Source organism: Nostoc sp. UIC 10630, assembly GCF_010747425.1.
Classification (GTDB): Bacteria; Cyanobacteriota; Cyanobacteriia; order Cyanobacteriales; family Nostocaceae; genus Nostoc.
The window spans coordinates 16,240-39,196 of the sequence record NZ_JAAGOG010000006.1; the positions used below are offsets into that span (position 1 = coordinate 16,240).

Consider the following 22,957-nt stretch of genomic DNA (forward strand, 5'->3'; position numbering starts at 1 on the left):
TTGGGATTAAATCTCAAATAGAAAATTAGAAAACGGTAGAGTATTTATTGCTCTACCGTTTTTTATTCACTAAATATTCATTAACTACTTCAAATTTGGATCTAGTAGCATTTGGTCTGCGGTAGTATATTGTTCACTATTATCGAGGGTGGATTGGTAACAATTGAAGAGTTTTAGCTTTCCTGATCCAGTTTTGATAGTTATTTAGAAGTTATGAAATTGAATTGGGAGATTTCTGTAGATGAAGTGAGGCGATTAAAATTGCATTGGTGCTTAATTGTAAAAATTGCTTAATTCATCAGATAAAAACAGAAAATTTCTGTTATTTTACCTTTTTCAACAGAAAAATTTAAACCTCCAGGGCTGGGTTCTTCAACTATATAATTTAAATTGGTAACTTTACCATCTTGAGATATTTCAGTTTTTCCATAGGTTCTAATCACTTTTGATTGTCTATCACCTACTTTTAGTCCATCTATGGTCGAATATTTAGAACTAGTTGCTTTAATTTGATAAACAGTAAAGTTACCTAGTTTAGCACCTTCATCTAAATCAAGTGTGATGCCTGCATATTTAAGAGTACGAACTTTACCAATAGCAGGTATAAAACCATTTTCTACTTTTACAGGTTTACCTAAAATTTTTCTGACTTGTGCCTCGGACATAGAAAGTTTTACTCCACCTATTCCTAGACGTTCAATAGTTATTCCTGTTGATTGATTATTAGTATTCTGAGAAATTTGATAGTAAGTAGTGGTAGCAGTTACTTGATTATGGGTGTAACTAGTCAAGGGAACAACAAAAGTAGCGATGCCTACGGCGGGCTTCGCCAACGCCAACAAAATTTCTCTTAACATAATTGCATACTCGACTATTTTATACTTACCAAGCTATAACCCCAGCCTGTATATCAGTTTTATCACATGCTTTCTAGTGTGTCTTTATCTTCAATCAATCGATTGATTCTGGATCAGACCTGAAGTCCCTTTAAAATGGAAGAATATAAAGAATTATTGGAATCAATCGTCATGACGTGATTGTAACGAAGTGGACAATTGACAATATCACCGCATGATTGACGCTGGCATTTTGAGCGATCGCAAAGTTGAACTACTCAAAGGAAAAATTGTCGAAATGTCGCCGGAAGTGAAATCCCATGCTTATAGTAGTGATGAAGCTGGTGACTATCCAGCAAACTTATTGGCTGCTTAACTAAAACTTATCAAGGCACTTTGACAAACAAATACACATCATCACCCTGATATTTAAAATTAAATTTTTGATTATTTTTAAGTTGATTGACCAAGTTAACAGGAAACTCCTGATTACTTCGCAAGCCAGGTTGATGGATATTAAGCAATATATAATCAAAAGCATCTAAATTAGCAGTTAGGAAATCGGCACTGGTCAAAGTAATCAGTTTGCGATGGCTTAAATGAGGAGCAATTTGTGACGTAGTGTAAACACTTCCTTGAGTTTGAACCTGAGTGATCGCTTCTTGTGTAGCTTGATAAATATTTATAGACACCAAGTACTTACCTCCAAAATGGGTAAATTTTGCCAGACTTAAAAACGCCACCAATGACCACAGGATAATCCCCCGTCTATTTTGTAGCCATCTCCTACCTGCGGCGAGAGTAGAAATTACCGCCAATAACAGGAATGGCATTGCTGGAATAGAGTACTGATGTACCAAGTCTTTTTGAGGTTGGTAATCAGCCAGAATGTTGAGTGCCAAACAAGGAATAGCACCTACTAAAGGCTTTATTCCTTGTAGGGATCAAAAAAGTATTCATCGTGAGTATTTTAGATACATAATTAGCAATATTATTCACTACCTTAATCAGCCTTAAATGTATCGCCCAAATATTGTAAAGCTATTCACAAAAAGAACTATAATTTTCGCACCAAAAAAATGGTTATTTAGCTTGCTGGTAATATCTCTAGTTCTCTGGCTGATATTTTTGGGAAACTCCCCTTTACGAGACTGGGATGAAGGCACTTATGCTCTAGTCGCCAGAGAAATTTACCGAACTGGTAACTGGCTTTATCCCACCCTTCAGGGAGAACCATTTTTATTAAAACCGCCTTTGATGCAATGGTTAATTGCTTTGTGCTACCAACTAGGAGGAGTGCAAGAGTTAACCACACGCTTACCTGGTGCGATTTTAACTGCCTTGGGTGTGCCTTTGCTTTATTTAGTGGGGCGTTTGGCTTTTAAACAAAATTTACCTGCTCTATTTGCTGCTTTAGTTTACTTGACAATGTTGCCTGTGGTGCGTCATGGACGACTGGCAATGTTAGATGGGATGACTATTTCTTTTTTCTTATTGCTGTTATTTTGTCTTTTAAAGGCACGTCAGAACCGAAAATATGCTCTAGGTGTGGGATTTTGTTTGGGGTTAATTATTCTGACTAAGGGAACGATAGTTTTACTATTGGGGGCGATAGCCTGTTTATTCTTGCTTGCAGATCGGCAATTAGCTTTGTTGAAAATTCCCTATCTATGGGTAGGAATTTTATTAGGAAATGCTCCTGCGATCGCTTGGTATATTGCCCAATGGCAACATTATGGTAATACTTTTTTAGAGGTGCATTTTCAAGCACAAGCTTTTGACCGCCTTACACAAACTGTTGAAGGTAATAGTGGGCCTGTTTGGTACTATTTATTAGAATTACTCAAATATGGTTTTCCCTGGCTGTTATTTTTACCTGGAGGGCTTTATCTAGCTTGGAAAAAACGTTATGAAACTTGGGGTTCTCTAGTTCTTTTGGTTACAATTATTTACTTAGGAACTATTTCTTTTATGAGAACTAAGCTTCCGTGGTATGTCATGCCTGTATATCCATTTTTAGCCTTGGCAATTGGTGCTAATTTGAGTGAAGTTTGGCAGAATCGTCATTTTCGAGTGCGAAGCTGGACAATATTTCTAGCTATTATTTCTATTGCTGGTTTAGGAGGTTGTGTTTACTTTTTTATTAAGAAACAGCCTATTTTGATAGTTATGACTATTGTTTTGGTAATAAGTATGGGTATCGCAGCATGGCTAGTTAAACAGCGCAATCGCAACTTTATTCCAGTGTTATTTATAGGTATGTATTTAGTGTTAACCCTGTTGGTAAGTTCGCAATCATGGATTTGGGAATTGAATGAAGCTTTTCCAGTTAAACCAGTAGCAGCATTAATTCGGGCAAATGTTTTACCAGGAACACAAATTTATACTTCTTTTGCTTATAGTCGTCCTAGTTTAGATTTCTATAGTGATTGCAAAGTAACTGCTACAACTGTGCCACTTCTACAAAAAATGCTATCTAATAAATCTTATTTGCTATTAGACAATGAGGCTTTACAGCAAATAAATTTAACTGGTAGTAAAATTATAGGTGCAGTTAACGGATTTACACTAATTACCAAAAATTAACAAAATAGAATTCATGAGCCAAAATTAATAATTAAGCCTAAGCTACCCAAAGATCGCGGGCAAATCGAATAGAAAATGTAAACATTAGTATTCCAAAAAAGTACATAATTGGGTATCCCCAGCGAGGATACTTAGCAAGTAATAACCCAAATGCTATTGACAGCGATACAATACCGTAAGCGTAGCGTTCAGCCGAGGCTGTAATCCCGGTGTTTAAAATCAAAGCGAAGGAAGAAAACCCATAGATAACAGTAACAAGGGGAATTTTAGCGCGTGATAACCATAGTAAATAAATACCGCCAAAAACTAGTGCGATTTTAAATAATTCATCGCCTGTCAATGACCACAACAATAGCCATAAAAAATATACTCCATAGCGGAATTTACTTATTCCCAGATATATACGAAAGCGCCATAATAAATAGCCGCTACCAATAATTATTAAAAATAATAACGGATATAAAGGGTCTTTAATATAACCAGATTTCCAATTAGTGAAACCTACCGTAATTTGCATCAGCATCTTCCACCAACCTTCCCAAGCAAACCCTGTTGCATCACCACGCCACGCTTTTTGTGCATGGATGAAAGCCAAAGCATCACCAAATTTAATTTGACAATAAAGGCTATACAGAGATATACCAAAACCAACAGTTAAACTGGCAATATATGCTTTTATACCTCTACGTTCTTTCCAAGAAACAAATACAAAAGCGGGGATAAGAGCAACTCCAGGTAGTCGGGTTGCTGTAGATAATGCTCCCCAGAATCCTGCCCAAATATATTGCTTTTTATCAAAAGCTCGTAAGGCAGATGTGGTACACAACAAAAACAGGCCTTCGGTGTAAATTACAGTTCCATAAAGAGAATAGGGACACCATACTAAAGTAGCTGTTACCCATCGTGCTGTGCTTGTGTCGTAAAGCTCCTGCACCCAAAAATAAAGTATGATTAAGGCAGCTAAAAAAGCTGAATTGTTAACTAATATACCTGCCACTTTAAAAGGCAAGCCAGTGAACATAATGATCCGGCTTAACAATGGAAATAAGGGAAAAAATGCAACTGTATGAATTTCCTTTACTTCACTAGAGAAATCATAACCAGAAGTCACAATTTTCTCATACCAAACACTATCCCAAGCATGAAAAACATCCCAACTGAATGTGGAAGCCACGCCATTTGATGAACTTGGAAATAATGGGGCTATCAGTAACATAGCGATTGCTATTAAAAGCCTACTAGAAAGCCACATTGCTATGACAAAAAATAAGCCATCCGGCAAAATTTTTCTCTCTATATTCATTTCTTTTAAATAGATAAATTAAGTTTTAATTGATGCGTTAGAAAAATTCAGCTTTTAATTTTGGATAAATCATGTCACAATTTCGCACAACAAACCAGAGTGTAAAACCTAAAGGTATAGAAAACAATTGGATATATATAGGAGTTCCCAAATAGCCAAAAAATGAGGACATTTGTACTACGATAGCTACCCAACGATATTGAGGAAAGTAAAAGGCAAAGATAAGAGAAAATATATCGGTAGGATAGAAATATCTGTCGTGCATCTTGGGTAGGATATATGGCATAAAGAAAACTGATATTGTCGCTAAGTGTATCAGTCTATCTTGAGTAATTTCTAGTCTACTTTTATAGACAATGTATACAAATAAAAATATCGCAGATATAGTTAAGGCTAAACCTATAGGAAAAACAATATTATAAAAATTACTGGGAACCCATTGATAAATATTAGGTGCATTTTTAGTGAGTTCTTTATATTTATTAGCTTGGTTAAAGTATATTAGCAGCAATTCTGACATTGGTCTGCCTGCAAACCAAGCTGGCAATATTAAAACTACATATACTAATGGAATCAATGGTAAATAATACCAATAAATTCTTTTTTTTAGCAACATTATTAATAATAAAGGTGCTAAAAACATAGCTTGGAACTTAAAAGAAAGTGCTATGCCAAAGCTAATTAATGCTAAAACTTGTTTTTGAAGAGATAAAAAATAAATACAGGCAACCAATCCTGTTGTATAGATAACATCACATTGTCCCCAAATTGCACTATTACAAATAACACTTGGACTCAATATAACTGCCAAAAAAGCAAAAATTGGTATTTTCCCTTTTGGGTATTTTAGTTTGACAATTTTGTAAGTAAAAAAGGCACAAAGAAAATCAACAGTTATAGCAAAAAGCTTGATGGCGAAGATTTTCGGTAATCCAGACAGCAGGGTTGCAGAGATTAAAATCCAGTAGAGGTAAGGGGGTGTGTAATCGGCAAAACTATATTTTAGAGAGCTGAAGCCGCCATGAGATGCAATGAAATCATACCAAGGCTCTAAAAAATATTTATAATCAAGCGATTTACTCGGAACACAAACTAATCGAATTACCACTGCTAATATAATACCAATAGTAAAGTATCTATTAACCTGGGATGGGAAAGAGTTTAACAGCCTATTGAACTGATGTTTCACCAATTTTAATAATGTATTGCCGGAAGTTTTCGTTATAAATTGTATCAGTCAAGTTGGCGGTGTCGAAATATTAAATCAAGAGAAAGCGATTAGAAATCGCGGCTACAAAAATTTTCCCATCTCGTGGGGTTAAAACTATTGATTTTTCATGATTTTTGTGTATTAGCGTTCGCTTCAGCGTGCCGGAAGCTCTATACTAAGATCCTTCGTTTGTTATTTGAACAATGGATTGGCTAGATTGCGCTAGATAGATACCCACTAAAACTACAGCGAAAGTCGCCCAATCAAACAAACCTACCTGTTCTGAAAAAATGAACCAAGCAAAAATAGAAGCTAAGACTGGTTCGAGGAGAAGTGTGACGGCGACGACGCTGGAAGAGATTCTGCTGAGGCTATAAGCTAAAAGTCCCTGACCCAATACTTGGCAGAAGAGGGCTTGGAAAATGATGAAAAACCAACCCGTCCAGGAATAGGGTAACAGCCGATCTTCCAGGAATGGGAGTACGGGTAGTAGAAACATTGTTGTCACTCCACAGCGCCACAGCATGATAGTTGCCGTGCTAAAACGGGTTCGGAGTCGTTCTATCAGCAGCATACACGTAGCCATGAAAATGGCAGTTAACAATGCTAAGGTATCACCCAGTATTTGATCAGTTGCAAATTGCACCTTATTGAGTTCAAATGCGATCGCTCCTGCCAAGGCTATGACCAGTCCAATCACGAATCTGTTATCGAAGCGCCGACCGAATAACACATATCCAGCCAAAGCAACAAATAAGGAGTTCAAATTAGAGAGTAAAGCAACATTAGCAACACTAGTTTGACTCAGCGACCAAGCCCACAAAAGAAGGTAGGTTCCAGCAGAGGTTCCCATTGCCAACAATAGCCACACTTCTTGACTGGTAAAAGGCTCATTTTCTATAGGTTCATTCTCAGATTGTTGGCTACGGAAAGCCTCAAGTAAATTCCACAAGGCAAAGACAATTGTGGCGATCCAACTGCGATGAAATACTACAGCATTTGCACCAATTTCTTGTTGACATAATTTAGTCAGAGATGGTGCTAAAGATATGGGAATTAGGGCAAATAATAATGATGCAGTTCCTAATAAAGCTGGTGTTTCGGAGAATTGTTGCTTTAGTAATGACAGTTTGCTCGTCATACTTTTAAAGAAAGTGTTAACTATATTTGTAACTGATTTCTGGAACGGGAAATTAACAACACCTTGGCTAGATACGGCTAAGTATAAACCCATTAAAACTACAGCGAAACCTATCCAATTCGAGAAAGTTAATTTTTCCGAAAATATGATCAGAGCGAAAATGCCACTAAATACTGGCTCTAACAGATGCACCAATGAAACAACCACAGAGGAAAACTTGGCAAGGCAATAGGTCAAAAGCCCATGACCTAAAACTTGGCAGATCAGCGCTAAAGAAATGACCCAAAGCCACCCACTTACTGTAGAAGGGAAAAGCTGATCTTGAGTAAACAAAAGTATGGGTAAGATAATTAGGGCACTAATCGCACTGATCCACAACTGGATTGTGACCGGAGAAAATTTAGTTCGTAATTTTTCTACGATTAGCAGGTATCCACTCAAGAAAATTGCAGAAACGATCGCAGCAAAGCCCCCTTGAACCTCGTCTGTGGCGATTTGCAACTCTTCAAATTCTATAGCGATCGCTCCCCCAAGGGCGATGACCATCCCAATCAGGAATTGGCTCTCAAAACTCTTACGATATAACAGCCACACCCCTAAGCTAGTAAATATGGGGGCGAGATTATGTAAAACACTAGAGATCGCGACGCTAGTTTCAGTCAAAGACCAAGCCAAAGAAACTAAAGTGCCAGCCCAAAAGATCCCAGCACTTCCCAGTAGCCAGAGATCCTGGCTGGTGTAAAATTGCTGTTCTTCAGGTTTGTCTAAGGAAAGTCGCTGACGTATAGCCTTGTATCCATTCCAGAGCAAGAAGAACACACTCGCAAGCCACAAGCGATTAAATACAGTAGCATTGGGGCTGAGTTGAGTTTCGCTCAATTTCACAAAAATAGAGCCAAAAGATATGGCACCTACACCGACAAATAATGCAGCTAGGGCTATCTTCCTTTGATTGGATACATTCATTAGGGAATTTAAATTCAACTTCTCACCAATAAAGAATCAAACCTCTAACCAACCCAACGTTCTTGGGCAAATCCTATAGCTATTTTGGCTAGTAGTGTCATAAAAGCACCCAAAATTAAATATCCCTGACGAGGATGGCGAGATAGCAGTACACCAATGGCTATATTCAAAGGCACAATACCATAAGCGAGACGGCTCAAGGAGATAGTACCTCCCGAAGCTAGCAGCAAACCAATACCGCAAAAGCCATAAATAACGGTAACTGCGGTCAGTTGCGTGCGTAAGCGCCATAACACATAGCCACCACCCAAGACCATGAATAAGTTGAGCAAGTTATTGATCCACTCTTCGCTTGCTAGGAGCAATAGAGATAAGACTAAAGCATAAAAGCCATAGAATAATTTCACAAAATTCAAATGTTGACGGAAGTGCCATAAAAGATAGCCACTGACAACAATCACGCCTAACAACAAGAGATACCAAGGGTCTTGAATCCCGCCAGAGGAGTTTTGAACCCAACCATATTGCCAGTTTTGTGTGCCAACTGCAATTTGCATCAGCATATTTAACCAACCCTGCCAATCAAATCCTAGAGTTGGTCGCCATCCTCGTTGTGCTTCGATAAAAGCTAAAGGGTTGCCAAAATAAATCGCACAATACAAACTGAATAGCAGTATGCCAGTGGCAGTAACAAAACCAGCAATATAGGCTATTGGTGGTCGGCGTTCTTTCCACGCTGCGATCGCTAATGCTGGAATTAGTGCCATACCTGTAGGACGTGTTGCTGTCGCCATCGCTCCCCAAAGCCCAGTCCAGCCATACTGCTTTTGATCAAACGCCCGCAAAGCCGATGTACTCAAAAACAAATACAGCCCCTCTGTGTAAACCACCCCCGTAAACATGGATGATGGATATAAAGAAACTACAGCAGCAGTCCAGTGCGCCGCATTGATACCATAATGCTCCTTAACCCAAAAATACAAACAGTAAAGCGCTGCGAAAAATGCCAGATTGTTGACCAACGTACCTGCTAATTCAAACGGCAAGCCCAGTTTCATCAAAACCCAGATGCTTAAGGGAAACAGGGGAAAGAAGGCAAGATTATGTTGCTTACCGTCATTCACAAATTCATATCCAGAAGTTGCGATCGCTCGATAATGCATACTATCCCAGGCATCAAAAACCCCCCAGCCAAAATGAGGCAAAAATTCTTCTGGTGGTAACGGTAGTTTTGGCGCAACCAGCAACATAACAGTCCAGATGAATATTCGACTGGCAAGCCATATTGCTGCTGGAAATAGGAAATCATTTTTCCATAAAACTTTTTTTATAACTATTTGAACTTTGACCATAGGGTTGAGTACTTCAACAAACTCCTTTCTGCATCCTTTTACCTATGGCTGTAACACAGCAATTTATGAGTAACATTTTGCATATTAAATCCTCCACCAACATAATTAACAAACTGGACAAATTAGCAATTAATTGAAATTATTTCCTATTTGGTTACTTTTGCCAATTCTCTCAGAGTTTATCTTTAAAAATATAGTATTTATAAGTACATTTTTTGTCTAGTTATATGAAATTTGAGCAAATTTAGTACTTTATGGCTAGCAGTCTATGGAGTTAAAATCAACCGATTGGGGTTGGCGCAGCCAGGAAAGCATGGATAAATTTCCCTTTGTATCTCTGATCTCCCCCTCCCCGCGTCTCTACTCGTCTGCGTCAGTGTATCGATTATAGTCATTGCTGTTATTAAAGAGTCCCCCGCAATTTATAGTGGGAGTTGTCTGTAAATCCTTAAGCAATTGTGAAAGCGATTACTCTTGTTGGTTCCACTGGTTCTATCGGTACTCAGACTTTAGATATTGTCACTCAGTACCCAGATCAGTTTCGGATTGTGGGATTGGCAGCTGGGAACAATGTAGAGATGTTGGCTGCTCAAATTCGTCAATTTCGACCGAAAATAGCAGCAATTTGCTCAGAAGATAAATTACCAGCGCTCAAAGAAGCTATCATTGACCTCGATCCCCAACCGATTTTACTAGCAGGCGAGGCTGGAGTGATAGAAGTAGCTCGCTATGGCGATGCTCAAACTGTTGTCACTGGGATTGTTGGTTGTGCCGGTTTGCTACCCACGATCGCAGCTATTGAAGCTGGTAAAGATATTGCCTTAGCGAACAAAGAAACCCTGATTGCTGGGGCCCCTGTGGTTCTACCCCTAGTTGAAAAACACGGTGTAAAATTACTCCCAGCCGATTCCGAACATTCGGCAATCTTTCAATGTCTCCAAGGTGTACCAAAATCTGGCTTGCGGAAAATCTTGCTCACTGCATCTGGTGGAGCTTTCCGGGACTGGGATGTAGAAAAGTTAGCAGATGTAACCGTTGCTGACGCTCTCAAGCATCCTAATTGGTCGATGGGGCGGAAAATCACAGTAGACTCTGCTACTTTGATGAATAAAGGACTGGAAGTAATTGAGGCTCACTTCCTGTTTGGGTTGGATTATGACAATATCGAAATTGTCATTCATCCCCAGAGCATTATTCACTCGCTGATTGAACTGCAAGATACTTCCGTTTTAGCCCAACTCGGTTGGCCTGATATGCGCTTACCTTTACTGTATGCTCTATCTTGGCCCGATCGCATCTATACCAACTGGGAACGACTAGATTTAGTCAAAGCTGGAAATTTAACCTTCCGGGAACCAGATCACCAAAAGTATCCTTGTATGCAGTTGGCTTATGCTGTGGGTAAAGCTGGTGGTTCGATGCCAGCTGTGTTAAACGCTGCAAATGAGCAAGCTGTAGCTTTATTTTTAGATGAAAAAATTCGCTTTTTAGATATTCCCCGGTGTATCGAATTGGTGTGCGATCGCCATCAAAATGATAACCGGGCAAATCCCTCTTTAGATGACATTTTGGCAGCAGATAAATGGGCAAGACAAGAAGTTTTAACAGCGACTGAAAAATTAGAAACTCACTCGCGGATAATTTCTCTGCGATAAAAACCTTCAATCAGATACCCAAAAGGCAGATTTTCTGGCTTTTGACCAATTCTTATTTAGCCTTCGGCATTAGCCTGAAGGCTAACAGCTAAATTCATTTTTTCCCATCCTCTACCATGTGTTACTAGACTCTTTATCTGAAAAACCTATTGATTAACTAGAGACATTTGTTTTTGGCTTTTCTAATAAGAAAATAATTCCTAAAACCGGGAAAAGTAAAGCGATTAGATGCGTTACTTTAAAGCCTCTTGCATCTATTCCCAATGAGCCTAATAAAGATGGCTGGATGATTGAATAAACATTACCAAAAATATACCAACTATAGATTCCCAGTGTAATCCATTTTGCCCACATCTTTTCTTGAAATATTCCAACTATTGCGGCAACCGCCACCACAGAAGCGATCGCTAGAAAAAATGTTGTAGCAAAAGATGTCTCACCACCAGCAGTCTGACTTCGAGTTATAATCCAATTTATCATTGCACCAGTTGCACAAGCTAGGGCAACTAACAATAAATATACTAGGCTGTACCACTTTCCAAGTTTGGTATATACTTTTCCGGTCATACGTTCTACTTTGAGCCTTTTGATTCGTTAGAAATCGAACAAAATATATCCTTCTAAAAATATAACTATTATATTATTGTAATGATTAATACAAAGCTACCAGTAAAAAATATTGCATAAATTCTGCCAAATTGCCAAATAAGTTGCCTCTCTTCTGAATTATTGTCTCATTTTCAGATAATATGACATTGGTACAGTTAGACAAAAAATTTTGGCTTTAGTAGCTATTTAAAATTAGGTCTAATAGCTTTAGCACTAGTAATTTTTAGTTCAGATAAAATTACCCTTTCTGAATAAATATCCTTTCAGGTAAGGGCTATTGTTAAGGAATTTATATATTATGATTGCTACGTTGATTGTAGCTTGGATTGTCTTCGTAATATTGTGGAAGTTGTTGAAAGCCACTCTGAAGAACGCATTAACCATTGCCGCAATTCTGATTTTATTAAACATTAGTTTTGGCATTACTCCGCAAGATATTTGGCATCACATCATGCAGTTTACTCAAAGTTTATCAAATATCCAAAGTGGCAAGTAAAAAGTAAGATTAATTATATTACTAGACAAGTAGAGGCAATTCATGAATTGCCCCTACTTTAGCAACTTATTAAGGATAGTTAAACTCTGATACAGCGTACTGCTCAATCATTATTTAATGCTGAAATCTTGGCTAATGCATCCTTAAAACTTGGCGGCAACTGACGCATAATCTTGCCTCTTTCGCGATCTAAAGCTACTAAAGTCACCTTGGCAGTAACGTATAATTCTTGCCCATCAGTTGAGACAATGGCATAATCCCAATTAATTCGGACACCTGTTACCTCAGCCATGCGTGTTTTTACTACCACTGCCATACCCAATTGAATTGAACGATGATAACGCAACGACAGCTCTACAACTGGTAAATCACAACCGATCGCAACTAAATCAGCAAATTCAATCCCTATAGATCGCAAGCATTCAATCCGCGCTTCTTCCATCCAAGCTAGATAAGAACCGTGCCAGACAACACCAGCATAGTCAGTGTGGTGGGGTTGCACTCTTAGAGGATATTCAAACCAATTCCCAAATTCATGACTTGATGGATTGTCAAGGGCAGTGGTGGGTGGTAATTTTGGTTGGCTGGGTTTTTCTTGTGACATTTTCACTTTTTTAAGCACCTATAAATTTTTCAAATATGGAATAGCATAAAAATTAATTGCGTTCCATAACTTATTGATTTAATATTTACACTTCCGAGTATAGGGAGTGTTTTGTTATGCAGCCTAATCTCCGGTATGTTAGTCTTATTACTTTAACTCTACTTAGTTTACTCGGTTTTGGGATGGCATACCCAGACAATAACCAGGTAAGTACAAATACAAGGTTGAAATACAACTTTGGAGAAAAAGCTCAAGCTTTACCCCAGAATAATCAGCTTTTAGAAATTGAAAGGCTCAATGAAGAAGCTATCAAAGAATCTCGGCAAGGTCAATCGGAAGAAGCGTTGCAGAGATTACAGCAAGCACTAGCCATTACAAGAGAACATGGAGAGCGCTCTTGGGAAGCGGTAACATTCAATAACATCGGCAGAATCTACCAAAGTCAAAGAAAGTATCCTGAAGCACTTCAATTCTATCAGCAAGCCCTATTAATTAATAGAGAACTTGGCGATCTCGTTCGACTTGGCAAAACCTACAGTAACATAGGTTACTTATTTGATATCCAAAATCAACCAGAATTAGCAATTTTTTTCTACAAGCATTGCTTAATTAACCGTGAAAAAGCTCGCTTGAATCCATCAGCACTGAGTGCGCCACAACCAAATGCTTACAGCATAACTGTTAGCCAGACATATCGGATTTTGGGTGAACGATTGCTCAAACAAGAACGTGTTGCTGAAGCACAAAGGACAATGGATTTACTCAAAGTTGAAGAACTAGAAGAATATCTCCAGACTGTGCCAGGTAATAAACGTACTGTCAAAGGTATTAATATAGCAGCTACAGAAAAACCAATTAAGCAAAAGTTGGATCAAACCTTGGATAGTGCTGTTGCGTTGGGTAAAGAACTGACAAAACTACGGAAAATTTCTCCCAAGGAGCGATCGCTCGAACAGAAACAACGCATTGAGCAATTAGTCTTAAATCAACAGCAACTTTTGGATAAATTTAACGAATTTATCAATAGTCCTTCAGTGAAATCACAGATAGAGCAAATTAGCCGTACAGCTAGGCGGCAAAATTTAGATTTGGAGAATCTCAACGAACTTCGGGATAATTTGGCGAGATTGCCTCAAAAATCTGCAATCCTCTATCCACTGATTTTAAAAGATAGCTTGGAATTGGTATTAGTCACTCCTGAATCCCCACCGATTCATCGCACTGTTGCTATAAAACGCGAAAACCTCCATCAAACAATTGCTGCTTTCCGCCAAGCTTTAATCAACCCCAGCCGGAATATCAAAGCACCTGCACGCCAATTGTATGACTGGCTAATTAAACCTATAGAAAAAGACCTGAAGCAATCAGGTACACAAACTCTGATTTACGCTCCAGATGAGCAGTTACGTTATATTCCTTTAACAGCTTTATATGATGGCAAACAATGGCTAGTGCAGCGTTTGGGTGTCAATCACATTACATCTGCCAGTCTGACTAACTTAAATACCCCAAAAGAATCTACTTTGCGGGTTTTAGCTGGTGCTTTTACTAAAGGCAATTATCAAATTAAAGTTGGGAATCGACAGGTTGCTTTTGCTGGTTTGCCCTTTGCAACGCAAGAAGTGGAAAACTTAGCTGCTACGGTTCCTGAAACTACGAAGCTTTTAGACGATGCTTTTAGCCCCAAAGTCGCTGTACCCCAAATGGATGATTATACAATTGTCCATTTAGCGACTCATGCAGCCTTTGTAGTCGGTAAACCAGAAGATTCGTTTATTTTATTCGGAAATGGCGATCGCGTTAACTTCAGAAATGTCGCTACTTGGTCACTTCCCAATGTAGATTTGGTAGTGTTGAGCGCCTGTGAAACCGGCTTGGGAGGTAAGTTAGGTAACGGTGAGGAAATTTTGGGCTTTGGCTATCAGATGCAACAAACTGGCGCAAGAGCCGCGATCGCCTCGCTGTGGTCTGTAGATGATGGTGGGACACAAGCGCTTATGAGTGCTTTTTATGGGATACTTACCACAGATAAGTTGACTAAAGCTGAAACCTTACGGCAAGCCCAAGTCTCATTAATTACTGGAGACTGGAAAATAAGAAGCCGCAATGTACCCGTGGCAGCAGTTAGTAATTTTAGCCACCCGTACTACTGGGCATCCTTTATTTTAATTGGCAATGGACTTTAGGTATTGATCGTTTCCCATCTCTGTCAAAGGATGGCTTGTTCAACTTTGTGGCTGATTGCCACCGAGAAAATTCATTAAAAATTCATAATTCATGACTTATAATTCATAATTTTTTTATGTAAATAGGTTTTAACCCAAGCATAATTATGTTGGTTGCTTGATAGTTGCAATTTTTCTTAACCTATTTTTTAGTTAGGAATTATGAATTAGTAATTACTAATTATTATGTTGATTCTGATTAACAGTGCTTTTTAACTTTCAGCTAAAAGCTCAAAATCAGGCTCGTGAGGTTTTAGCAGATAGAAAAAATAGGCGATGGGCTACGAGCCAATCACTTGATGGTAATGGAGAACAGACTAAGAGCGATCGCTAACTAAGCCATCATTACCAATTACCGATAATCGATTTCTAATTTGCGATCGACCTTTGGAACCTTAATATTTCTTGGCAAGAATTTTAGAGTCTGTATCGGTTTGCATAGATTGCTTGACAAGATCAGCCAGTTCGTCCAGTTGGCTAATTGCCTCTGCGCCTTCTAGCTTCATTAATTCGCGGTCATCCCGCATTTCCGTCCAAGTAATCCCGTAATCGGACACCAAAAACCGAATCAGGTGGTTATCACCCAAGCTAACCATAAACGATGCACTATTCATTTGGTCGCCACAGGTATAACAAGAAGCAGGATACCCGCGCCGCTCTAATACGACCGCCAAGGCTTGCAGGTTCATTACCAAGTCTTGGACGAATTGTCGATGTTGATGTGCTAGTCTCAGAAACACTTTTGTCCTCCAGACACCACAGTCATTTGAGTTTCTTTTATATTTTCTTTAGATTTTCTCATCCACTGGTATTGTAAACTATTCACTACAATTACCAGACAGATAATATTGAGTCGTTAATTGACTACCTTGTTTAGGGTAGTAGATCAAGGTTTTGAGCGCCGTATCAAACTATTCAGTTTGCAAATTAAAAATCTCGGACAGAATTGCTAAATTTAACTATATCTTTATACACTTCTGTCAGGGTAGATTCTTACATGAAGCATTCCGCTTTAAGAGTAACTTAAATCTAGCACTAGTCAAGTACAGAAAAGCTTCATATTTAGTTTTTACGGATGATGTGCAGCCAATTTAAGTGTTATTTAAGGCTATAACGTAGTTTTGCATCGTTATAGTCTCTCTTGCTTAGATGTTTAATCTGTTCTCTTTCTAACGTAGATTTTGGTATAAACCAATAATTAGGTATACCAAATTTCTTCCTCCCGTATATATAAAGTTGAGCAGATGACAGTGCAAATTTGAGATTCAGTACTAAAAGTAGATTAAGTACAGTACTTTATACAAGCTTCACGTAACAGATAGACAAGTCGGAGTGTAGAATCCAGAATGGATCAACTTAACACTGACAGTAGCTAAACTCAGCAGAGCGATGTTGCCATTTAGGCAATATTTTCAGCTATTTTGGGATTATCCTCAAAAAGTGGTATGAACCAAAGCAGATAAATTTGGAAAGATAATTATCTTAGTTTGGTTTTGCCACAAAAAATGTATGTATAGTGTATTTCGATTATTTATTCAAACTGAGTAATTATTTTTTATTGAAAGTCGGCAGGGGTATTGTTAACTCTTCCCCATACCTCAAAACTCCACCCATAAGAGGATGGAGTTTTTCATTGCTAACTAAACATTGCTCGTAGTGCTAACAAGTTTTTCCCCTTTTAACATCCGCGCCGCAGCTTCAAGGAGAGCTTCTTCGAGATAAGGCTTGGTAAAGTAGCCACTAGCACCGAGTTGAGCTGCAATTTGTCTGTGCTTGTCTGCACCCCGCGAGGTGAGCATAGCGATCGGTAGGTGATTGAGGTTAGAGTCTTTTTGAATGCGAGAGAGTAATTCCAGACCATCGCAACGGGGCATTTCGATGTCGCAAAATACGATATCACAAGGCAAACCGGAGCGGAGTTTATCCCAAGCTTCCTGTCCGTCACGCGCCTGTTCTACGCGATAACCGGCTTTGTTAAATGTCAGGGATAGCAATTCTCGGACTGTAATCGAATCATCGACGATCAGCACTGTCGGGTCAATCTTCGCAGGAGAGGTGTCTATGGGAGCCCCTTTCTGTTGCCAAGAATTGCCACCTATTTGTGTAGAAATCCGTCCCTGGAAGATGTCAATTATTTCCAGCACATCAGCAATAGGCATAATCCGACCATCACCCAAGACTGTAGCACCAGCGACACCAATGGGTTTAGGCGCTGGGCCTTCAAATTGCTTAATTACAATTTCTTGTTCACTTAACACCAGGTCAATCTGTAGAGCAATCAAGGTATTTGCCGATCGCACCACAACCACAGAAACCATATCATCATCTCGCGTACCACCATAGACATTACCGCGACTGATTTGACGATTGAAGGTTAAAAGCTCCTTCAGGGGTCGGAATGGCAGCACTGTATCGCGCCAGGAAATAAATGATTGTCCATTGGCATCGTGCTGAATATTTTTGACGGGAATATCCAGCGTATCTTCCACACCATCCATCGGGAAGGCGATCCTGGAGCGATCGGAGACGCAGCAGAGAGCTTTACAAATACTCAAAGTCAGTGGTAGACGAATTGTGAAGGTGGTTCCCTTACCGATCGCAGAATCGGTGTTCACCGTCCCCCGAATTTCGCTAATCTCAGAACGCACTACGTCCATACCGACACCACGACCGGAAATTTCATCTGCTTGGTCTTTGATTGTAAAACCAGACTGGAATAGCAGATCGTAGACTTCCAGGCGAGACATAGCTTTTGCTTGCGCTTCTGTAATCATGCCAATCTTCACCGCCTTAGCCTTAACCTTGGCGGAATCGATACCTGCGCCATCATCGCCTACAGAAATGATCGTTTGGTTGCCTTGGTAGAAGGCACGGATAGTAATGATTCCCACAGGTGGTTTACCAGCAGCTTGTCGTTCTTCTGGCGTTTCAATACCGTGAGCGATCGCATTATTCAGCATGTGAGTTAATGGATCGGTCAGATGATCCAAAATCATCTTGTCAATTAAGGTATCGCCACCTTCGATTACCAACTCCACTTGTTTGCCACACTTGATGGCGTTGTCGCGTACTCCTCGCCGCCAGCGATCGATAGTTTGGGCAAAAGGAACCATTCGCGCTCTTGTTAATCCCTCTTGTAGCTGGGTGGTTACTTGGCGGAACTGCCTTGCGACTCGCTCGGTTTCTTCGGTGACAAAATCAATATCACTTGCCGACTCACGGACTCGCACAATGCGTTCGATCATCTGCTGGGAGAGTGTATGGAAGGGAGTAAAACGATCCATTTCTAACTCACTAAAACCCCTATCAGCATTGGAATCAGGCGCTTGTAAGCCAGAGTCTTTCTGTTTGCGTCCAGCTAATAGAGAGGCTTCTAGAAGCGATCGCTCGTACAACTCTTGCATCCTTGCGCCCACATCCGAGAGTTGTTGTACCTGAATCAGCAAATTATCTAATGACTGCCGTAGTCGTTCATGATCTTGCTCTAAGGTATTGCGATTTACCACCAACTCCCCGACTAAATTACTCATATCGTCCAGTTGCTTAACTGGAACCTTCATCGTTTCTTCAAATCTTGCAGCCCGACGAGTAGAGGGACGGGGAGGTTTGCTGGTGTTGGATTTTGCTGCTGGTGAATGGGATATTGTTTGATCCGCTTCTGCCAATAACTTCTCCAAGTCACCAAATTCATCTATAGCTGGTGATGGAACGTCATTTTTCGCCAAGACTGGTTGAGTATTGAAGGGTTGGCGTTGGCGTAGCCCGTCTTGGACATTGCTGTCGTTATCTGTACCGAGCAATTCTTCCAGGGCTGCAAAATCTACTTCTGGTATTGAGGTAGCTTTGGGGTTAAGTGTTACTTCCTCTCCTAGTAATGCTTCCAAGTCTGCAAAATTATCTTCTGGAGCAACTACTTCAACGGTTTCTGTAGTTACCAATTCTTCCGTTGAGGCAACAATAGCATTTTCGTCCTCTGACACTGTTACAGATTCAGATATCTCTCCTAAATCATATAAATCGGTTTCTACATCTTCCTGAATAATCGTTTGTGTGAAATCATTGACATCTTGCGAATCAATTGTTGCCGCATTTTCTTCTAATTGTTCCTGGTTTGTTGCTTCTAATAGAGCAGTTTCTGTAAATAATAAAGCATTTGCAAAACCCAGATGTGTGTCTTCCAAATTCGGGTTTGTTGGTAATTCAAAAGCAGTTTCTAAGTTATTATTCTCTTCCGCTCCTAAATTTTCTAAGTTTGTTTGGGCTGAATCTAAAGTTCCTGTAAGAGATAGTTCATCCACAGTATTCTCTGTGGGTTCTATCTGAATATAGGTTGAGTCTGTAACTGCATCTTCAAACAGCAGTTGTGAATTTTCATCGAAAGAGCCGAACAAATCATCTGGTTGTGCTTGGGCTGAATCTAAAGTTCCTGTAAGAGATAGTTCATCCACAGTATTTTCTGTGGGTTTCATCTGAATATAGGTTGAGTCTATAGCTACATCTTCAAACAGCAGTTGCGGATTTTCATCGAAAGAGCCGAACAAATCATCTGGTTGTGCTTGGGCTGAATCTAAAGTTTCTGTAAGAGATAGTTCATCCACAGTATTTTCTGTGGGTTTCATCTGAATATAGGTTGAGTCTATAGCTACATCTTCAAACAGCAGTTGCGGATTTTCATCGAAAGAGCCGAACAAATCATCTGGTTGTGCTTGGGCTGAATCTAAAGTTTCTGTAAGAGATAGTTCATCCACAGTATTTTCTGTGGGTTTCATCTGAATATAGGTTGAGTCTATAGCTACATCTTCAAACAGCAGTTGCGGATTTTCATCGAAAGAGCCGAACAAATCATCTGGTTGTGCTTGGGCTGAATCTAAAGTTTCTGTAAGAGATAGTTCATCCACAGTATTTTCTGTGGGTTTCATCTGAATATAGGTTGAGTCTATAGCTACATCTTCAAACAGCAGTTGCGGATTTTCATCGAAAGAGCCGAACAAATCATCTGGTTGTGCTTGGACTGAATCTAAAGTTTCTGTAAGAGATAGTTCATCCACAGTATTCTCTGTGGTTTCCACCTGAATATAGGTTGATGTAGCTACATCTTCAAACAGCAGTTGTGAATTTTCATCGAAAGAGCCGAACAAATCATCTGGTTGTGCTTGGACTGAATCTAAAGTTTCTGTAAGAGATAGTTCATCCACAGTATTCTCTGTGGTTTCCACCTGAATATAGGTTGATGTAGCTACATCTTCAAACAGCAGTTGTGAATTTTCATCGAAAGAGCCGAACAAATCATCTGGTTGTGCTTGGACTGAATCTAAAGTTTCTGTAAGAGATAGTTCATCCACAGTATTCTCTGTGGTTTCCACCTGAATATAGGTTGAGTCTATAGCTACATCTTCAAACAGCAGTTGTGAATTTTCATCGAAAGAGCCGAATGAATCAAGTTCCAGATCAACAGCAGATATTTCTGGGGGCTGATGAGTAAATTCTGGAGCAAAATCTAAAGCTTCTGGTTGTTGCGGTCTGAGAGTTTCTTCCCCTAGATGCTGCGTGAAAAAAGGAGTTTCCGGCGTGGAGGTATTGCTGATTACCGAGGAAATACTTGAGTCACTCTGTGCTAATTCATCAAATAAATCATCTCCAGAATCTGATGAGAATATCAAATCTAGCTGCTCTTCGTGCTGGAAATTGATATCCAATTCTTCCAAGCCAAAACTAGCTCTATCAGAAGGTATAGGCTGCTGACTGTCGCTAAAAATATCATCAGTCGTAGCAAACAAACTTTCCTCTAACGCTCTTTCTACATTCTGCTCAATTAAGGAATTGAAATCGTCCTGTTCCTCTGTAATTTCCTGATTCCAGAAGCTACTCAGATCATTTTCTGATTGAGAGAATTCAGGTGTTGTCACTGTAGATATATCAAATAAATCAACGATTTCTGATTCACTTGTAGGCAGTAATGTCTCTTCTTCCATTTCAGCAAACAGATTGTCTGAAGAGAAGCCTGTTTCTTGGGGGAATTCTATATAGTCACTAGGGGTAATTTCTTCTACCCAATTTGCATTTCTATTTTCTGAGAATAAGTTATCAAAACTATTTGGTTGATTGGTCGATAGTTCCACACTGGCGAATGCTTCAGTTTCTGGTTGAGTCACTTCGTCTGTAGGCAATATTTCTATATCATCTAGTCCTAGTGTCAACAAATCTTCAACTACATCATCATTTTTGTTGACACCAGCAAGCTGGTTTGTCTCACTTGGAATATCAATAAATTCTTGTAAATCTTCGGAAGAAGAGTCTAAATTTATATCAAGTACGTTAATAGAACTTAACTCTGGAATCGTAGTAGATGTTTGTTGATATTGCGGTTCTGAATTCTCTTTTTCTAGGAAATTGTCGCCAAATAACAGGGATAAATCTTCCGTCGTGGCTTTAGTTGCTACTTGATCCAAGGAGAGTAAATCAGATAAATCGCTATGAGCATCCTCAGCGTCAGTGCTGCTGAAATCAATTCCAAAATCATCGCTGGCAACAATATCTAAAGTTTCTTCTTGATGCCAACTTTCATCTAGTTCGGGAGTCTCACCTGCAAATAAATCGGCAAGAGTATTTAACTCAGCTATTCCTACCTCTGGCCCATTGGGGTCAAGATTGTTACTGATTGGATGTGCTTCGTCATGTGTGGTGAAAGAAAAACTATTGTGAGTTGCAGCGTTGAGTGGTGTCCCTTGTTGAACATAGGGGCGATCGCCCTTGACGTTGGCGTAGCCACTCACTAATGCTGTACTATCGCTAGTATCCTTATCTAGATCAAGTTCCTCGGTTGTTTGGGCTAGGTCTAACTGCTCGGTGTTACCCTCAAAAATTGCCTCTGACGTAGTTGATGATTCTGTCAAAACCGCAGACTGTTCATCAAACAAATCAGGAGTAACTTCTAACAGATCAATTTCTGCCAAGCTCAAAAGTGCTTCTAGTTGCTGACTAATTGCAATTTCGGCTTCTCTACCTTGCAGGACTAATTCTTGAGCTTGCTTGATTTCGGTAATGACAATTTTAGCTAAAGTCAGATAACTATTTTCAGGATTGCCGATCGCACTGGCTGCTGCTTGACACAAACCACACCACTTGGACAAATTCCAAGTCTCACCAAGTTTGACTAACTGATAACAGCATTGTTGAAGGTTTTGCCGAGTTGAGGGTGTTGTAGTTTGCTTAAACAGTTGCAACATTTCTCGCAGTGTTTGCAGCACTTGGGCTTGAAACTCGCCCCAATTATTATGTTCTTTGGCGGTGACTGGCGATAGCGCAGCGTTAGCGAGTCCGCGAGCGTCTCGCACCTGCTGAGGTGCTACTGAGACAGATATTTCTGGAGATTCCTGATGGGTGTCTTCTACCAAGCTAGGAATATCTCGCCGCAGGAAAAGTTCTGTAAGTGTGGAGACATTCTCTACAGAGGTTGTGTGTAGTTCTGTTGCGTCAGGATTGCTAGATACCCCACTTTTTCCTTGTTGTACAAGTAGTTCTAGATGTTCATATAGCCATTGAAAGACTGGCTCTGTTTCTGACATCAAAGTATTCGCTGCATCTTCAGAAAGACCGTAAGGCCCGCTCAAATGCTCTAACAGCGATTTCAGGGTATCAGATACACCAAGAAATAAAGACTCTAACTTTTGGTCAATCTGAACCGGATTATCTTTAAGAACTTTAAAACAATCTTCCAGACGGTGGGAGGTATGCTGGATGCTAGTCAATCCAAGCATCGCCGCTCCTCCTTTGATGGAGTGAGCCGCCCGGAAGACTTCACTGATCATTTCCGGGTCGTTCAGGGTACCTTCTAGATTCAGTAACCCCTGCTCAATGGTATTCAGGTGATCCCTGGCTTCTTCGATAAAGTAACCCAAAATCCGCTGTTGTTGTTCCGGCAGCATAGCAAAAGTTATGAGTTATGAGTTGTTAGTTGTTAGTTGTGAGTTATGA

Annotated in this window: 15 protein-coding genes and 1 pseudogene; 6 read left to right on the forward strand and 10 right to left on the reverse strand. The window is 39.7% G+C overall.

Annotation, left to right across the window (positions count from 1 at the left end):
* Positions 1 to 290: 290 nt before the first annotated feature.
* Positions 291 to 857, reverse strand: coding sequence for a hypothetical protein (locus G1O98_RS03225; protein ID WP_163927215.1), 567 nt, complete (start codon positions 855 to 857; stop codon positions 291 to 293).
* 176 nt (positions 858 to 1,033) lie between these two features.
* Here G1O98_RS03225 and G1O98_RS03230 point away from each other — a divergent pair.
* Positions 1,034 to 1,203: pseudogene (locus G1O98_RS03230) on the forward strand (Uma2 family endonuclease); the annotation flags it as partial.
* Positions 1,204 to 1,222: 19 nt separating this feature from the next.
* Here G1O98_RS03230 and G1O98_RS03235 read toward each other — a convergent pair.
* Complete coding sequence (locus G1O98_RS03235) at positions 1,223 to 1,768, reverse strand: DUF2079 domain-containing protein (protein WP_163927317.1); 546 nt, start codon at positions 1,766 to 1,768, stop codon at positions 1,223 to 1,225.
* 85 nt (positions 1,769 to 1,853) lie between these two features.
* Here G1O98_RS03235 and G1O98_RS03240 point away from each other — a divergent pair, with 85 nt between their 5' ends.
* Positions 1,854 to 3,422, forward strand: a complete 1,569-nt coding sequence (locus G1O98_RS03240) for a glycosyltransferase family 39 protein (protein ID WP_163927218.1) — start codon at positions 1,854 to 1,856, stop codon at positions 3,420 to 3,422.
* A gap of 37 nt (positions 3,423 to 3,459) precedes the next feature.
* Here the strand turns inward: G1O98_RS03240 and G1O98_RS03245 are convergent, their stop codons facing one another.
* The 4 genes from G1O98_RS03245 to G1O98_RS03265 form a co-directional block, all read right to left on the reverse strand.
* Positions 3,460 to 4,725: a hypothetical protein gene (locus tag G1O98_RS03245; protein ID WP_163927220.1), complete on the reverse strand. Its 1,266-nt coding sequence runs from the start codon at positions 4,723 to 4,725 to the stop codon at positions 3,460 to 3,462.
* A gap of 37 nt (positions 4,726 to 4,762) precedes the next feature.
* Entirely contained in the window at positions 4,763 to 5,833 is a 1,071-nt protein-coding gene (locus G1O98_RS03250; RefSeq protein WP_345940523.1) for a hypothetical protein, read from the reverse strand.
* 277 nt (positions 5,834 to 6,110) lie between these two features.
* The gene (locus G1O98_RS39230; RefSeq protein WP_202985781.1) at positions 6,111 to 8,042 is read right to left on the reverse strand and encodes an EamA family transporter; all 1,932 of its coding nucleotides are present in this window, start codon (positions 8,040 to 8,042) and stop codon (positions 6,111 to 6,113) included.
* Between the two features lie 44 nt (positions 8,043 to 8,086).
* Positions 8,087 to 9,394 (reverse strand): mannosyltransferase family protein, encoded by a 1,308-nt coding sequence (locus G1O98_RS03265; RefSeq protein WP_163927222.1) that lies wholly within the window; start codon positions 9,392 to 9,394, stop codon positions 8,087 to 8,089.
* Positions 9,395 to 9,852: 458 nt separating this feature from the next.
* On the opposite strand from G1O98_RS03265, the gene dxr reads away from it, so the two are divergent.
* Positions 9,853 to 11,049: a 1-deoxy-D-xylulose-5-phosphate reductoisomerase gene (gene dxr / locus G1O98_RS03270; protein WP_163927224.1), complete on the forward strand. Its 1,197-nt coding sequence runs from the start codon at positions 9,853 to 9,855 to the stop codon at positions 11,047 to 11,049.
* A gap of 153 nt (positions 11,050 to 11,202) precedes the next feature.
* Here the strand turns inward: dxr and G1O98_RS03275 are convergent, their stop codons facing one another.
* A complete protein-coding gene (locus G1O98_RS03275; RefSeq protein WP_163927226.1) occupies positions 11,203 to 11,616 on the reverse strand; it encodes a DUF2127 domain-containing protein in 414 nt (137 codons plus the stop codon).
* A 340-nt stretch (positions 11,617 to 11,956) separates the two neighbouring features.
* Here G1O98_RS03275 and G1O98_RS03280 point away from each other — a divergent pair, with 340 nt between their 5' ends.
* Entirely contained in the window at positions 11,957 to 12,154 is a 198-nt protein-coding gene (locus G1O98_RS03280) for a hypothetical protein (RefSeq protein WP_114083805.1), read from the forward strand.
* 103 nt (positions 12,155 to 12,257) lie between these two features.
* Here G1O98_RS03280 and G1O98_RS03285 read toward each other — a convergent pair whose 3' ends face one another.
* Positions 12,258 to 12,758, reverse strand: a complete 501-nt coding sequence (locus G1O98_RS03285) for a thioesterase family protein (protein WP_163927320.1) — start codon at positions 12,756 to 12,758, stop codon at positions 12,258 to 12,260.
* A gap of 116 nt (positions 12,759 to 12,874) precedes the next feature.
* On the opposite strand from G1O98_RS03285, the gene G1O98_RS03290 reads away from it, so the two are divergent.
* Positions 12,875 to 14,944: a CHAT domain-containing protein gene (locus G1O98_RS03290; protein WP_163927228.1), complete on the forward strand. Its 2,070-nt coding sequence runs from the start codon at positions 12,875 to 12,877 to the stop codon at positions 14,942 to 14,944.
* Between the two features lie 244 nt (positions 14,945 to 15,188).
* A complete protein-coding gene (locus tag G1O98_RS40580; RefSeq protein ID WP_275941760.1) occupies positions 15,189 to 15,317 on the forward strand; it encodes a hypothetical protein in 129 nt (42 codons plus the stop codon).
* Between the two features lie 61 nt (positions 15,318 to 15,378).
* Here G1O98_RS40580 and G1O98_RS03295 read toward each other — a convergent pair whose 3' ends face one another.
* Positions 15,379 to 15,723, reverse strand: a complete 345-nt coding sequence (locus G1O98_RS03295; RefSeq protein ID WP_012412199.1) for a DUF1815 family protein — start codon at positions 15,721 to 15,723, stop codon at positions 15,379 to 15,381.
* A gap of 900 nt (positions 15,724 to 16,623) precedes the next feature.
* The gene (locus G1O98_RS03300) at positions 16,624 to 22,908 is read right to left on the reverse strand and encodes a response regulator (protein WP_163927230.1); all 6,285 of its coding nucleotides are present in this window, start codon (positions 22,906 to 22,908) and stop codon (positions 16,624 to 16,626) included.
* Between the last annotated feature and the right edge of the window lie 49 nt (positions 22,909 to 22,957).